Source organism: Micromonospora fulviviridis, assembly GCF_014648395.1.
GTDB lineage: Bacteria > Actinomycetota > Actinomycetes > Mycobacteriales > Micromonosporaceae > Micromonospora > Micromonospora fulviviridis.
Genome location: NZ_BMRA01000016.1, coordinates 86099 through 99891, shown reverse-complemented (window position 1 = coordinate 99891; position 13793 = coordinate 86099). Strand labels below are relative to the sequence as shown.

12 protein-coding genes are annotated in these 13793 nt (G+C 71.2%); 8 read left to right on the top strand and 4 right to left on the bottom strand.

Annotation, left to right across the window (positions count from 1 at the left end; all coding sequences use genetic code 11):
• Positions 1-115: 115 nt before the first annotated feature.
• On the bottom strand, positions 116-1408 hold the full coding sequence (locus IEY96_RS30235; protein WP_189198204.1) for an extracellular solute-binding protein: 1293 nt from the start codon (positions 1406-1408) through the stop codon (positions 116-118).
• Positions 1409-1662: 254 nt separating this feature from the next.
• Between IEY96_RS30235 and IEY96_RS30230 the strand changes: the two genes are divergently transcribed.
• From IEY96_RS30230 to IEY96_RS30220, 3 genes are all read left to right on the top strand, one after another.
• Positions 1663-3288: a glycoside hydrolase family 43 protein gene (locus IEY96_RS30230; RefSeq protein WP_189198203.1), complete on the top strand. Its 1626-nt coding sequence runs from the start codon at positions 1663-1665 to the stop codon at positions 3286-3288.
• Between the two features lie 247 nt (positions 3289-3535).
• The gene (locus tag IEY96_RS30225; protein WP_189198202.1) at positions 3536-4729 is read left to right on the top strand and encodes an endo-1,4-beta-xylanase; all 1194 of its coding nucleotides are present in this window, start codon (positions 3536-3538) and stop codon (positions 4727-4729) included.
• Between the two features lie 292 nt (positions 4730-5021).
• The gene (locus IEY96_RS30220) at positions 5022-6434 is read left to right on the top strand and encodes a glycoside hydrolase family 10 protein (protein WP_189198201.1); all 1413 of its coding nucleotides are present in this window, start codon (positions 5022-5024) and stop codon (positions 6432-6434) included.
• Positions 6435-6589: 155 nt separating this feature from the next.
• Here the strand turns inward: IEY96_RS30220 and IEY96_RS30215 are convergent, their stop codons facing one another.
• Positions 6590-7474: an aminoglycoside phosphotransferase family protein gene (locus tag IEY96_RS30215; protein WP_189198200.1), complete on the bottom strand. Its 885-nt coding sequence runs from the start codon at positions 7472-7474 to the stop codon at positions 6590-6592.
• A gap of 190 nt (positions 7475-7664) precedes the next feature.
• Here IEY96_RS30215 and IEY96_RS30210 point away from each other — a divergent pair, with 190 nt between their 5' ends.
• From IEY96_RS30210 to IEY96_RS30195, 4 genes are all read left to right on the top strand, one after another.
• Positions 7665-8258, top strand: coding sequence for a maleylpyruvate isomerase mycothiol-dependent enzyme family protein (locus IEY96_RS30210; protein ID WP_189198199.1), 594 nt, complete (start codon positions 7665-7667; stop codon positions 8256-8258).
• A gap of 168 nt (positions 8259-8426) precedes the next feature.
• The gene (locus IEY96_RS30205) at positions 8427-8924 is read left to right on the top strand and encodes a SigE family RNA polymerase sigma factor (protein ID WP_189198198.1); all 498 of its coding nucleotides are present in this window, start codon (positions 8427-8429) and stop codon (positions 8922-8924) included.
• 143 nt (positions 8925-9067) lie between these two features.
• The gene (locus IEY96_RS30200; RefSeq protein ID WP_189198197.1) at positions 9068-9949 is read left to right on the top strand and encodes a hypothetical protein; all 882 of its coding nucleotides are present in this window, start codon (positions 9068-9070) and stop codon (positions 9947-9949) included.
• 77 nt (positions 9950-10026) lie between these two features.
• On the top strand, positions 10027-10338 hold the full coding sequence (locus tag IEY96_RS30195; protein ID WP_189198196.1) for a hypothetical protein: 312 nt from the start codon (positions 10027-10029) through the stop codon (positions 10336-10338).
• Between the two features lie 14 nt (positions 10339-10352).
• Here IEY96_RS30195 and IEY96_RS30190 read toward each other — a convergent pair whose 3' ends face one another.
• Both IEY96_RS30190 and IEY96_RS30185 read right to left on the bottom strand, forming a co-directional pair.
• A complete protein-coding gene (locus IEY96_RS30190) occupies positions 10353-11933 on the bottom strand; it encodes a hypothetical protein (protein ID WP_189198195.1) in 1581 nt (526 codons plus the stop codon).
• A gap of 77 nt (positions 11934-12010) precedes the next feature.
• Positions 12011-13102, bottom strand: a complete 1092-nt coding sequence (locus IEY96_RS30185) for a winged helix DNA-binding domain-containing protein (protein ID WP_229791979.1) — start codon at positions 13100-13102, stop codon at positions 12011-12013.
• Positions 13103-13252: 150 nt separating this feature from the next.
• On the opposite strand from IEY96_RS30185, the gene IEY96_RS30180 reads away from it, so the two are divergent.
• On the top strand, positions 13253-13753 hold the full coding sequence (locus tag IEY96_RS30180) for an HIT family protein (RefSeq protein WP_189198194.1): 501 nt from the start codon (positions 13253-13255) through the stop codon (positions 13751-13753).
• Positions 13754-13793 lie beyond the last annotated feature (40 nt).

Genomic DNA, 13793 nt, shown 5'->3' with positions numbered 1-13793 from the left:
GCCGGCCGCGAGCTCGGTCGCCGGATCGGCGCTTCGCAGGCCGGGCATCGTCGACGGAGTCATCGTGCCTGCTCCACTCGGTTGTCGGCGGCGGCTTCGGGGTGGTGGGACATGGCTACTGGCTCTTCGCCACCGTGGTGATGTCCTTGACGATCTGCTCCGGCGTCTTCGACCCGGCGATCAGCTCGGCCACGCTGTCGTTGACCTGCTGGCCGACCGCCGGCGGGTACGCCTGGTCCAGGTAGAGCTGGAACCCGGTCGCGCTCGCCAGGGTCTCCGCCACGGTCTTGTTGTTGGGGTCCTTGATCGCGTCGACCGCCTCCTTGACCGTGGGCAGCACGGCGCCGGTCGCGGCGGCCTTGCGCTGGTTGCCGACCTCCAGCAGCGCCTTCAGGAAGTCGACCGTCGCCGCGGGGGCGTTCTTGCCCACCGTGAAGCCGTTGCCGCCGCCGAACGCCTCGGCCACCGAGCCCTTGCCGCCGTCGACGGCCGGGAACGGGAAGAAGCCCAGCTTGTCGCCCAGCCCCTTCTTGCTCGTGGAGGAGGATGCCTGCACGGACGGGGCCCACTGCCCCATCAGCTCCATGGCCGCGCCGCCGTTGCCCATAGTGGCGGCCTGCCCGTCCGGCGTGCCGTATCCGGCCCCGAGGAAGCCCTTCTGGAACGGCTTGAGGTCGACCAGTTCCTTCAGGCGCTGGCCGGCCGCGACGAAGTCCGGGGTGTCGAAGTTGTGGTCCTTCGCGGCCTGCTGCAGCGCGCCGAGCCCACCGATGCGCATGGCCAGGTACGCCCAGTAGTAGTGACCGGGCCACTTCTCCTTGCCGGCCAGCGCGATCGGGACGACACCGGCGGCCTTGATCCGGCCGACCGCCGCCAGCAGTTCGGTCCAGGTCTTCGGCGCGGCGGTGACACCCGCCTTGGCGAAGAGGTCCTTGTTGTACCAGAAGCCGACCATGCCGATGTCGAACGGGACACCGTAGATCTTCCCGTCGATGGTGAACGGCTGCACCGACGCCGGCAGCAGGTTGCCGATCCACGGCTTGACGTCGTCGGTGAGGTCCTTGACCAGGCCCGCGTCGACCTGCTGCTTGAGCACGCCACCGCCCCAGGACTGGAACAGGTCCGGCGGCGAGCCCGCCTGCGTGGCGGTGGTGAGCTTCGCCTTGAACGCCTCGTTCTCCAGCGGCTGGATGGTGACCTTGACGTTGCTGTGCGCGGCCTCGTACTCCTTCGCCATGGCCGCCCAGACCGGCAGCATCGGCTCGGTGTTCTGGATGTGCCACCAGTTGATGGTCTGCGGCGCGTTCGGATCGTCGGCCTTGTCGTCGCCGCAGGCGCCGAGCAGGAGCGCGCCGGCGCCGGCGCCGGCCAGACCCAGCAGCGATCTGCGGGAGAGGTGCGCTGTCATGTGCCATCCCTTCGAGGACTCAAACGAGGTGCTCGGACGCGGAACTGATCAGCGGACCGTGAAAGCGCGGTCCCGGAAGTTTCGGTCAACCTGCCGGTATTTTCAGGTGATGGCGGGCACGTTACGACGCGTCATGTGCGCGGTCAAGGCCCTGTCGCAAGTCGACTTCAACCGTTACGGTGGGCGGGATTTCTGAAAGTTCCGGGCGAATGCTTCCGGAAATTTGACGGAGGACCGATCAAAAGGAGCCGTACATGTCGACCGAGATCGCAGACGTGGCCACCGCCGCCCGGTCGATCCGCAACCCGGTCCTCACCGGGTTCCACCCGGATCCCTCGATCCTGCGTGTGGGGGACGACTACTACCTGGCCACGTCGACCTTCGAGTGGTACCCGGGGGTGCGCGTGCACCACTCCCGCGACCTCGTGCACTGGCGCGCGCTCGGCGGGATCATCACCGACCGCCGCCTGCTGGACCTGCGCGGCTGCGGGGACTCCAACGGGGTCTGGGCCCCGGACCTGTCCTACCACGACGGACTCTTCCACCTCGTCTACAGCGACGTGGCCAGCTTCGCCAGCGGCTACTGGGACCCGCAGAACTACCTCACGACCGCGCCGGACATCACCGGGCCCTGGTCGGATCCCGTGCCGCTGCACGCGCACGGCTTCGACGCCTCGCTCTTCCACGACTCCGACGGCACCAGCTGGCTGCTGAGCATGAGCGCCGACTGGCGGCCCGGCCGGGACCGTTTCGGCGGCATCGAGATCCAGCGCTACGACCGGGACCGGCGACAGCTCGTCGGCAAGGCCGAGATCATCTTCCACGGCACCCCGGCGGGCCTCACCGAGGGTCCGCACCTCTACCGCCGCGACGGCTGGTACTGGCTGGTCACGGCCGAGGGCGGCACCAGCTGGGAGCACCAGGTGACGGTCGCCCGCTCCCGCCACCTGCACGGTCCCTACCTGGCCGACCCGGCGGGGCCGCTGCTGACCTCCGTCGGCAACCCGGACCTGCGGCTGCAGAAGGCCGGGCACGGCAGCCTGGTCCAGACCCAGCACGGCGACTGGTACCTCGCCCACCTCGTCGCACGGCCGTACACGACCCGGGGCAACTGCGTGCTCGGCCGGGAGACCGCGATCCAGAAGGTCGACTGGCCCGCCGCCGGCTGGCCCCGGATCCTCGGCGGGGTGCCGGCCGAGGAGATCCCCGCGCCGGGCCTGCCCGCGCACCCCTGGCCGGACGAGCCCGCCACCGACGACTTCGACGGCCCGGAGCTCGGCACCTGCTGGTCGACGCTACGCCGCCCGGCCACCGTGGACTGGCTGGACCTGCGCGCCCGCCCCTCGCACCTGCGGGTGCACGGCGGGCAGTCCCCGGTCGGCAAGCAGCGGCCCAGCCTGGTCGCCCGCCGGGTCGGCGCCGAGCGCTGCTCGCTGGAGACCGTCGTCGAGTTCGACCCCGTCGACCACCGGCACCTGGCCGGCGTCACCGCCTACTACAACACCCTCAACTGGCACTACCTCTACCTCACCCGGGACGACGACGGCCGGGTGGTGCTGGAGTTGCTCAGCTCCGACCAGGGCCGGCGGAAGACCTACCCGGAACTGACCGTCGACGTCGGCGGCGCGTCGCGGGTCGGCCTGCGGGCGGTGTTCGACGGGCCCGTGGTGCGCTTCGGCTACGACGTGGGCGACGGGTGGCGCCAGCTACCCGTGGGGCTCGACGCGACGATCCTCTCCGACGAGCACGCCGCGCTGATCATCGACGGCGAGCCCGCGGCCTGGGGCTTCACCGGCGCCTTCCTCGGCCTGTGGGTGCAGGACCTCGGCAACGACGGGGTGTACGCCGACTTCGACCGGGCCACCTACCTGGAGCACTGACCGTCCGCGCGTCGTCCGTGGCCGGACCGGTCTCCGGAAGTTCCGGAGGTTGACGGGGCCAGATCGACGACCGTAACGTTCCGGCTCGGTACCGGAAATTGTCTCGGAACTATCGGCGCCGGCCGCGCTCGGTCCATCCTCCCGCCGCCCGCCCGGGCACCGACCCGCCGCCCAGGGCGCCGTGTCACCGCACCGCACGATCCGTGCCTCCTCGACCCTGTCGACCCTTCATCGGGAAGGAACGCAGATGAAACTCAGACGGTGGATAGCCGCCGGCGCGGTCGCCATCGCGACCGTCGGGGCGCTCAACGTCGCGCCGGCCACGGCCGGCCGCCCGTACGACCCGGCCGACCAGAGCCTGCGCAACCTCGGGCTGCGCCACGGCCTGGCCATCGGCACGGCCGTCGACATGGCCGCCCTCGACGATCCCGCCGACCCCCGGTACCGCCAGCTCGCGGCGTCGGAGTTCTCCACGGTCACCGCCGAGAACGCGATGAAGTGGGAGAGCCTGGAGCCGACCCGCGGCAGCTACAACTGGGGGCCGGCCGACCAGCTCGTCGCCTTCGCCAAGCAGAACCACCAGCGCGTACGCGGGCACGTCCTGGTCTGGCACAACCAGCTGCCCGCCTGGCTGACCACCGGCGTGGCCGACGGCTCCATCAGCGACGCCGAGCTGCGCGACATCCTCCGCGACCACATCACCGCCGTGGTCACCCACTTCAAGGGCCGGATCTGGCAGTGGGACGTGGTCAACGAGGCGGTCAGCGACCCCTGGGACACGCCGTCGACCCTGCACTACAAGGGGTTCTGGGCCCAGCACCTCGGCCCCGGCTACATCGCCGACGCCTTCCGCTGGGCCCGCGCGGCCGACCCGCACGCCCTGCTGTTCTACAACGACTACAACATCGAGGCCTTCGGCTCGCGCGACCCGGCCAACGACAAGACCCAGTTCGTGTACGACATGGCCAAGGAGCTGCTGGCCCAGGGCGTACCGATCGACGGCGTCGGCAGCCAGGGCCACCTCGGCACCCAGTACGGCAACTTCGACACCCTCCAGGTCGCCGAGGCGCTGCGGAGGTTCGCCGGGCTGGGCCTGGCCACGGCGTTCACCGAGGTCGACGTGCGCAGCCAGCTGACCGCGGGGGTCCAGGCGGGCGACTCGAACGAGATCAACCCGCGGTTGCAGGCCTCGGCCGCGAACTTCAGCGTGCTGCTCCAGGCCTGCCTGGCCGAGCGGCACTGCCTGTCGTTCACCGTCTGGGGATTCACCGACAAGCACTCCTGGGTGCCCGGCTGGTTCTCCGACCCGCCGGAGGGCCTGGCCACCATCTACGACGAGAACTACCAGCCCAAGCGGGCGTACCAGCTGATGAAGGCCGACCTGATCTACAGCGGCCCGCCGTACGTCCTGCCGCGCGTCACGCAGCGGCCGCGCCGCTAGGCGCGACCAGATCCGAGCGGGGCCGGTCGACCGACCGGCCCCGCTTCGCCGCGTCCGGAACCGCCACGCCCCCGCCCGGTGCCACCCGGGCCACGCCCCGCCGGCGGCATTGATAGTTCGAAATTGTTCCGGTACTTTTTCGAGAGATGCACTTCGATCGACTCACGGTGGGCCCGGGACAGCTGGTCCCGATCCGCGTGGCCTCCGGGCGGCCGCGCACCGAGCCGACCACCGTGGCGGGCAGTCGTCGAGGCAGCCGTCCTCATCGGTACAGCTATCGAAAGGCTCCCTCATGGACAAGGTGCTCGCCCGCGGCAGCGGGAGTGCGACGGGCCGGCGGCGAACCCGGATCACGCTGGCCTCGGCAGCGGCCGGGGTGGCGCTGATCGCCGCGTCGGTGGCGGTGGCGACCAGCGCCAGCGCCGGCACGACACTCGGGGCGTCGGCGGCGGAGAAGGGCCGGTACTTCGGCACCGCGGTGGCCGCGAACAAGCTGTCGGACGCCACGTACGTCGGCATCCTGAACCGCGAGTTCAACATGGTCACCCCCGAGAACGAGATGAAGTGGGACGCCACCGAGCCGTCCCAGGGCCAGTTCAACTACACCAGCGCCGACCGGATCGTCAGCCACGCCCAGGCCAACGGCATGCGGGTCCGTGGCCACGCGCTGGCCTGGCACTCGCAGCAACCGGGCTGGGCGCAGAACCTGTCCGGCACCGCCCTGCGGCAGGCCATGGTCAACCACATCACCCAGGTCGCCACCCACTACAAGGGCAAGATCTACGCCTGGGACGTGGTGAACGAGGCGTTCGCCGACAGCGGAGGCGGCCGCCGCGACTCCAACCTCCAGCGCACCGGTGACGACTGGATCGAGGTGGCGTTCCGCACCGCTCGGGCCGCCGACCCGGGCGCCAAGCTCTGCTACAACGACTACAACACCGACAATTGGACCTGGGCGAAGACGCAGGCCGTGTACAACATGGTCAAGGACTTCAAGGCGCGTGGCGTACCGATCGACTGCGTCGGCCTGCAGTCCCACTTCAACAGCGGCTCGCCGTACCCGAGCAACTACCGCACCACCCTGCAGAGCTTCGCCGCTCTCGGCGTCGACGTGCAGATCACCGAGCTGGACATCGAGGGCTCCGGCACCACCCAGGCCACCACCTACGGCAACGTCGTCAAGGACTGCCTGGCCGTGTCCCGCTGCACCGGCATCACCGTCTGGGGCATCCGCGACACCGACTCCTGGCGGGCCAGCGGAACCCCGCTGCTCTTCGACGGCAACGGCAACAAGAAGCCGGCGTACACGGCGGTGCTGGACGCGCTGAACGCCGGCGGCACCACCCCGCCCCCCACCACCCCGACGACCCCGCCGCCCACCAGCAACCCGCCGACCACCCCGCCGCCGTCGGGCAACGGCTGCACGGCGTCGCTCACCACGAACCAGTGGCAGGGCGGCTTCGTCACGACGGTGCGGGTCACCGCCGGCGCCACGGCGCTCAACGGGTGGGCCGTCGGCCTGACGTTGCCGGCGGGCGCGAGCCTGGTCAACACCTGGAACGCCCAGCCCAGCGGCACCAGCGGCGCGCTGACCTTCCGCAACGTGGCCTACAACGGCCAGGTCGGCGCCGGCACCAGCACCGAGTTCGGCTTCCAGGGGAACGGCACCGCCCCCAGCGGCACCCCCACCTGCACGGCCGGCTGACCGACCGTGGCCCGGCGCGGGGACTCCCGCGCCGGGCCGCGTTCTCACCACCGGGCCCTCACGTCCGGTGAGGACCGGGGACCGGGCGCGACACGGCGGCGGCCAGCACAACAGCTCGCCGCGGTTCCTTCTCCCGCTACGAACGAGAGCCGCGGTCACGGGCGTTCGGACAGCACCGCTCCCACCGCCCGCTGGGCGACGGCGTACATCGTGGGGTTTGTCTCCCGGTAGTAGGTCAGCGCGCTGATGAAGGTCAGCGCCCACCCCTTGCCGCGCGCCCAGGTCGCGTCGTCGAACCCGGCCGCCTCGCGGAACACGGCGCGCGAGTCGGCGTCGAGGAGCGTCCACGCCGCCATCGCGTCGCAGGCCGGGTCGCCGACGCCCGCCGCGCCGAAGTCGATCAGACCGCACAGCCGGCCGTCCTTGACCAGCACGTTGCCCGCCAACAGGTCGCCGTGGCTCCAGACGGGCGGACCGTCCCAGGCCGGCGCGGCAAGCGCCGCCTCCCAGACGGCGATGACCGCCTCGACGTCGACCAGGCCGCGGGCGGCCTCGGTCCACTCCCGCAGGTACGCGTCCCGGCCGCTCAGCGGGCCGCTGCGGTACCCGACAGGGGCGCCGCTGGTGTCCGCCCGCCGCAGGCCGGCCACCAGCTCGCCGAGGTCGGCGGCGAACCGTCGCGGATCGGTGTTGCTCCAAGTCGGGTTCTCGCCGTCGACCCAGCGACAGACCGCCCAGGACCACGGATACGATTCGGCCGGCCGGCCGACGGCACACGGCTCCGGCACCGCCACCGGCAGGTGCCTCGCGAGGACCGGCAGCCACTCGTGCTCGAACTCGACCTGGTCGACCGCGGACTCGACGCGTGGCAGCCGGACCGCGAGGTCGCCGCCGAGCCGGTAGATCGCGTTGCTCGTACCGCCGGAGGGCACGGGCGTGACCGGCCGGTCCGCCCACTGCGGGAACTGCCCGGCGACCAGCCGTCGGACCAGGGCGCTGTCCGTGCGTACCTCGTCCTTGTGCATCTGCCCACCGGGCATGCCGGCCCTCCTCCGGTCGCGGTCGTCCGTGCACGCTAGCCGGACGCGTCGCCGATGTCCCGGGAGTTATCCGTCACGCGACCGCCCCTGCTGACCCGCGGTGCGGCCGAGTTCGTCACACCCGTCGGGCACGCTGGCGGCCACCGACCCGGGCCGGTGCGACATCGGCCCTGAGAACCTGGAGGGAACCGTGGCGGTCACCGCCGACGACCTCGACGCGGCGCTGTCCAGCGTTGTTGCCAGCCTTCGACCGGCGGTCGGGCTGGACTGGTCCGCGCGGGCGGGCAGCCTGGAGTGGGACTGCTGGCACACCGCCGAGCACATCGGTGACTGCCTGATGTCGTTCGCGGGCCAACTCGTGGCCCGGCCGGAGAAGCGGTTCGTACGCTTCATGGCCAACGCCGACAAGGACGCGTCCCCGGAAGAGGTACTCGAGTTCGCCGAGGCGGGTGGCCGCATCCTGGCCGCCACGGTACGCACATGCGGGCCGGAGGTGCGGGCCTACCACCCCACCGGTCGAGCCGATGCCGAAGGCTTCGCCGCCATGGGGTGCGTGGAGACCCTGCTGCACGGGGACGACATCGCCCGGGGCCTCGGTCTGGCCATCGATCCCCCGCGTGACGTGTGCGCCCGGCTGCTCGCTCGACTGTTTCCGGACGCGGCGCGGGACCTGGTCACCGTCGACCCGTGGGCGGCGCTGCGGTGGTCCACCGGCCGCATCGAGCTGCCGGGACGTCCGCAATTGACGGAGTGGCGCTGGCGGGCTGCCCCGTTGGGCGAATGAGCCCATGAGCAGGGATGAAGCGTAAGCCTCACAGCCCTGTGCGCGATCCGGCGGCACTCGGCTGGGCTTCCCGCTACACCCGGCCGAGTCGAACGGCGGTCGGTCGTGCAACCTTTTCGCGTCATGGCCGGTACTACCTCGTGACCGACTGGGCGAAAGGGCGGGCACGTGATCACACCGGAGGGCTTCGACGACTTCGTCGTTACCCGGTCACCGCGGCTGTTGCGTACCGCGTTCCTGCTCACCCGCGATTGGGCGTTGGCCGAGGACCTGCTGCAGACCGCGCTGGCGCGGGCGTGGGAGGCGTGGCGGCGCATCGACGGTGACCCGGAGCCGTACGTGCGCCGGATCATCGTCAACGCGTACGCATCGTCATGGCGACGCAAGTGGTGGGGTGAACTTCCCACGGCCGACCTCCCCGAGGCGGCTGCCGAAACTGACCCGCACGCCGGCCTCGACGACCGGGACCGCCTCTGGCGGGCACTGGGCCGGCTGCCCCGCCGGCAGCGCGCCGTGCTCGTGTTGCGCTACTTCGAGGACCTCTCGGAAGTCGAGATCTCCGAGGTCCTGGGCTGTTCGGTCGGCACGGTCAAGAGCCAGGCCAGCCGGGCGGTGGCCAAGCTCCGCCTCGACGAGACGCTGACGCCGGAAGGGATGCTGGGATGAACCTGACCGATCTCAAGCAGGTGCTCGACGAACGCTCCGGCGATTCGGCCGACCAACTCGTGCACCACATGCGGTTGCAGGGCGTACAGACCAAGGTGGCGGCGCGGCGCCGGCGCCGGATCGCGACCTGGGCCACCTGCGCGGTGGCCGCCCTGGCCGGCATCGCCGTGGCCGCCGTCGTGCCGGGGCTGCGCACGCCCGTCACCCCCACCCCGGCGAACCGTCCGTCGCCGGTCCGCACCGTCGAAGGGTTTCCGGAGTACGCCAAGGGCGCCCGTGTCGTGGCTGCGGATTCCGCCGCGCTGCCGGAGCGTCAGATCGAACTGACGATCGTGCCCACCACGCTCGATCTCGTGATCTTCAGCCGCTGCGACGGCACCGGAGACGCAGTCGAGCTCGATGAGCGGTTGAGCGTCAACGGCCACCTTCTCACCGGTGGCGGCTGCGGCGGGTCGACTCAGCTGAGGAGCTGGGACGGGCTCGACGTGGCGGTCGGCAAGTCCGCCACGTTCGTCATGACGATCCCGGGCGCCAAACGGTTCGACGGGACGGACAAGGTGCCGGTGGCGATCCCGGACAGCGGTACGTTCGCGCTCGCGATCGGTGTGCGAGTGCCGTTCGACCAGTACCCGCTGCCGCCCCGGCCGGCAGGACCACTCGCCCCGTTGCCCCGGACTCTCATGGCGGGCTGCACCGAGGCGCTCTGCCCGGGCGCCGTCATCATCGGATCGGATCCGGCCGACCCGGAGCGTCCGATCAAGCGGACGGTGGTCTGGAAGATGACCGACTCGCTCGAGATGCTCGCCCAGACGCCGGGACTCCTTCACGTCCGCGTCAACGGCGTGGAAGTCACGACCGGCGAGTGGTGGGACTACCAGATGAGCACCGTCGGCATGTACGGCGACAAGGACGGCGCGTGGAAGCGCGAGTTCGGCCTCGACCTCAACCGGGGCGACTCGGTGACCATCGAGATCGTGCCCGAGCACGTCACCGGTGCCTGGCAGGTCGTCTTCACACCAGCCTGAGTAGCCAGGGTGTTGCACTGCCTTGTTCTCCGACACGGCCGGCGGCCGGTCGGGCTTCGCCCTGGAAAGATGACGGCATGGACCGCTTCGAGGGCTGCTGCTGGTTGGACTGGTGGGCGAACTCCTCCACCCTGCTCGGCAGCGTCGAGGTGGCCGTCGTGATTGCGGCCACCGACGCCGGCTGGCGGGCCCGGGGTCGCCTCGTCAGCGACGAGGACCAGGAGACGTTCGCGTTCCTGAACGACCTCGATCCCGTGTTCCTGTTGCGATTCGAGGACGGGAGCTCTGTCGCCGTCACCGTGCACCCCGACGGGCATCGCGAATTCAGCCTCACCGAGTACGCCGGTCCGCTTCAACGATCGGTCGAGAATCGCATCGCTCTGGGGTAGCGCCGAACCGGGATCTACACCATCTGGGACGTGGCCGCCTCGGCGCGCGGATCCAGGCGGAGACGGCCGGCCGCCCGGGCGAATCCGAAGAGCAGCACCAGCAGCACGGCACCCACCGTGGTGAAGAGCGGCACCGTGAGGGACGGGTCCTCTTCCATCAGGCCGCCGACCTGGGACCTCAGCACGACCGGCGCGAGCGCCGAGGCGCAGAGCATGAGCGCGGCCGGCCCGAGGACGAGCACGCCGGCGAGGTTGGACCCATGACGGGTCCGACCACCGGTCGGATCATCCACCAGGGCGACGGCCGGCGTGTCGGCGACGGCCGGCCCGGCCGCCGAATCGCCCCCCGTACGGCCGTCGACCGTGGCGGCCGGGCCGATGGGCGGCGTCCCCGCCGGATCGGTCACGAGGACGATGCCGGCCCCGAAGGCCAGGCCGAGACCGACGGCGACCAGCACCGCCCCGACCGTGTCGGCCGACGGGAGTTCCGCCCGGACCTCCGGCCAGGCCAACGGGCTCGCGGCGGCAACCACCACCAGTCCGATCGCGTCCCAGGGCAGCATCCGCGCCGCGTGCCGAGCCGCCAGCGCACCGCCGGCCACCGCGAGGATCCCGAACAGCAGCACGAGCGACGTCCGGGTACCCGACGAGGGGCCGTCGTACGGGAACTCGAACACCGCGACCGGTGCCGCCGCGGCCCCGAGCACCACCCAGCGGGCAGCCGGCGCGCGGCCGAGCCGGTAGGCGTACGCGGTCAGCAGGAGCGCGACCACAACGGCGAGCACCACAGCGGAGACCTGGGCGAACGACTCGATCGTCGCGTCCTGACCGGCCATCTCATCGGAACCGAGGCGGAGCTCCCGGATCGTTGCACTCCGCAGTGCGAAACCCAGGAGGAGCAGCGCGGCGACGGCGATCACGGCCACTGGCGCGCCGGGCCGGAACCGGGCGGAGGCGACGGGGCCGTACCCGCTCCTCCGGACGTACGCGACGACGGCGGCGACCACGACGAGCCCGAGAGCGAGCCAGACCTCCACGTCAATGGCGTTCACGATCCCCCGCTGGGCGGGTGCGAACGAGGGGTGTTCCGCACGCCGGGGCAGCACCGCGCGGAACAGCTCGCTGCCGACCGGGTGCAGGACCAGCCCGGCGCTCAGCCCCACGCCGACCCACCACATGGCGGCCGGCGCCGCCTGCACGAGCGCGAGCAGCACCCCGCCCAGGGCCAGCCCGAGGCCCGCGGTGGCGGCGAGCGCGATGGCGACCTCGCGTGTAGTGCCCACCTCGATGGGCAGCAGCGCCTTCATCATCACGTCGGCTTCGGTCAGGTCGGCGGCGAGGAAGACCGCCAGGCCGGCCGCCGCCACCGGCCACCCCGGCAGCCGCGGCAGCAGCGCCGGTACGGCGATCGCCACCGCGAGCACCGCCGCCGCGTACACGCCCCATCCCATGGGACCGTGGGCCAGCAGGTCGGTGAAGGCGGCGAACAGTGCCAGGGGGAACCCACGGGCCGCGACGACCAGTCCGACCGCCGCGGCCGCCACGACGCCGACCAGGTCCGGCCATGCCGCCCGTGGTGGTGTGTCCTCGTTCATGGTGGCCCTCCCCCGTGCCGGACGGACGCGGTGATGCTGCCACAGGTCTCGGCGGACGGGCGTCCCCCGATCATCCGCTAGGCGGGGATTTCGACGTCGGCGAGGGGAACGGCGCGGTACGCGGCGAGGCGTTCAGCTTGTTCGGCGATGTCATTGCGAGTGGTCGCCGACAGTGTCCGCCACGGCTGGACGGCCACCTTCATCGTCCTGCCGGACTTACGGGGACGCCAGGTGCCGGCCAGTTCACCGTCGACCAGGACGGCGCCGGGGCGTCCCAGCACCGGCCACAACTCCTTGGCGTGCGCCGTGTCCGGCACCAGGGTTCCCCGGTCCTTGGCCTGCAGGAAGAGGTCGAACGGGCCGAGCAGACGGGTTGCCCTGCTGTCGGCCGACTCCAACGCCTCTTGGTCGGCGGCCAGCAGCGAGCGCATCTCACCGCCGACCACCACCTCGATCACGTCCTCGGGCCAGCGCGCCTTAACGTCCTTGACCGTGGCGTCGAGATAGTCGGCGACGTGCTTGGGAGTGGCCGGGCCGAGCAGACGAAGGTACGCGCGGATGAGGTCGAGCCTCTCGTCCGGCGCGGCCGCCTTCTTGAACCGTGCGGTGCGTTGCAGGACCGGCGGCGACGTGTCGAGTTGCAACTCCAGTCCGGCCCGCACGGCGGCCAACCGGAACGGCATCTCGTAGAGGTGGGTGGCGTCGCACGGTCGGCAGAACCGCAGGTACGGCTCCGGCATCACCTCGGCCAGGCGGCCGGAGACGTCCCCCTTGACCATCGGCTCGGTGACGATGGCTCGCATGTGAGCGGCCACCTCGTCGAGGGCAGCCACGATGCCGATGCCAGCCGCCTTCAACGGCCTCGCGGCGTCGTAGATGCGCTTGCCCGCGTCGGCTTCGGAGAAGGGCTCGACGGCCGCCGCCACCTTCCCCACGTCAGCGCGGCGATAGAGGTGGGGAGCGCCTCGCACGGTCCACAGCAGAATCAGGTCCTCCGCGGACAGCGCCGCCACGTCGACCCCGCGGACGGCCAGCGCCCACCGGCCGCCGTCCGGACCGGTGTCCTGCACCCCGATGTCGAGCACGGCGGTGTTTCCCAGCGTGCCCTCGGCTCGGTCAAGCTGCTGGGCCCGAACGCGGAAGTTCATCACCTGGCGCTGGTCAACCACCCCCACACCCTAGTCAGCGCCCCCGACAGACGCGCCGCAGCGCCGTCGCAGCGATGTGGGCCGCATGGCCCCCGCGACAGAAGTGACGGGTTGTCCAGCCGGGTGGATCTCGCTTCACGTAATGCCGCCGAGCCGATCTAGTCTTCCCGGATGGGGGACCTGCCCGCGAAGGCCACGTTCGACTTCGAGCAGTACGCGCGTCGAGTGAGCGGAGGACCCTGCTTCGTCTGCGCATTCGTGGCCGGCAACCCCGACTACCGGCACCACCTCGTCTACGAGACCGACGACACCATCGCCTTCCTCGCCCGCTACCCGACGCTGCTCGGCTACTGCCTCGTTGCCCCGAAGCGTCACCTCGAAAGCTGGGTGCACGACATGGAGCAGCCCGAGTTCCTCCGCTTCCAGGGCATCGTGCACGAGGTGGCACGTGCCATCGTGGCGACGCTGCCGACCGAGCGGATGTACTCGATGAGCCTTGGCAGCCGGCAGGGCAACGCCCACCTGCACTGGCACCTCGCACCGCTGCCCCCAGGGGTCCCCTACCACCATCAGCAGTTCCACGCGGTGATGGCCGAGAACGGCGTCCTGGTGGTCGACGACAACAGCCAGGCAGCCCTCGCCCGGGAGATCCGCAGCCACATCCAGGTCTGACTGCCACACGCACGAAGCTTCACGCACGGCTGAGGGTGAT

Excerpts from the sequence above, each read along its gene's own strand:
- IEY96_RS30235 (WP_189198204.1), bottom strand. The coding sequence starts at position 1,408 with ATGACAGCGCACCTCTCCCGCAGATCGCTGCTGGGTCTGGCCGGCGCC.
- IEY96_RS30230 (WP_189198203.1), top strand. The coding sequence starts at position 1,663 with ATGTCGACCGAGATCGCAGACGTGGCCACCGCCGCCCGGTCGATCCGC.
- IEY96_RS30225 (WP_189198202.1), top strand. The coding sequence starts at position 3,536 with ATGAAACTCAGACGGTGGATAGCCGCCGGCGCGGTCGCCATCGCGACC.
- IEY96_RS30220 (WP_189198201.1), top strand. The coding sequence starts at position 5,022 with ATGGACAAGGTGCTCGCCCGCGGCAGCGGGAGTGCGACGGGCCGGCGG.
- IEY96_RS30215 (WP_189198200.1), bottom strand. The coding sequence starts at position 7,474 with ATGCCCGGTGGGCAGATGCACAAGGACGAGGTACGCACGGACAGCGCC.
- IEY96_RS30195 (WP_189198196.1), top strand. The coding sequence starts at position 10,027 with ATGGACCGCTTCGAGGGCTGCTGCTGGTTGGACTGGTGGGCGAACTCC.
- IEY96_RS30190 (WP_189198195.1), bottom strand. The coding sequence starts at position 11,933 with ATGAACGAGGACACACCACCACGGGCGGCATGGCCGGACCTGGTCGGC.
- IEY96_RS30180 (WP_189198194.1), top strand. The coding sequence starts at position 13,253 with ATGGGGGACCTGCCCGCGAAGGCCACGTTCGACTTCGAGCAGTACGCG.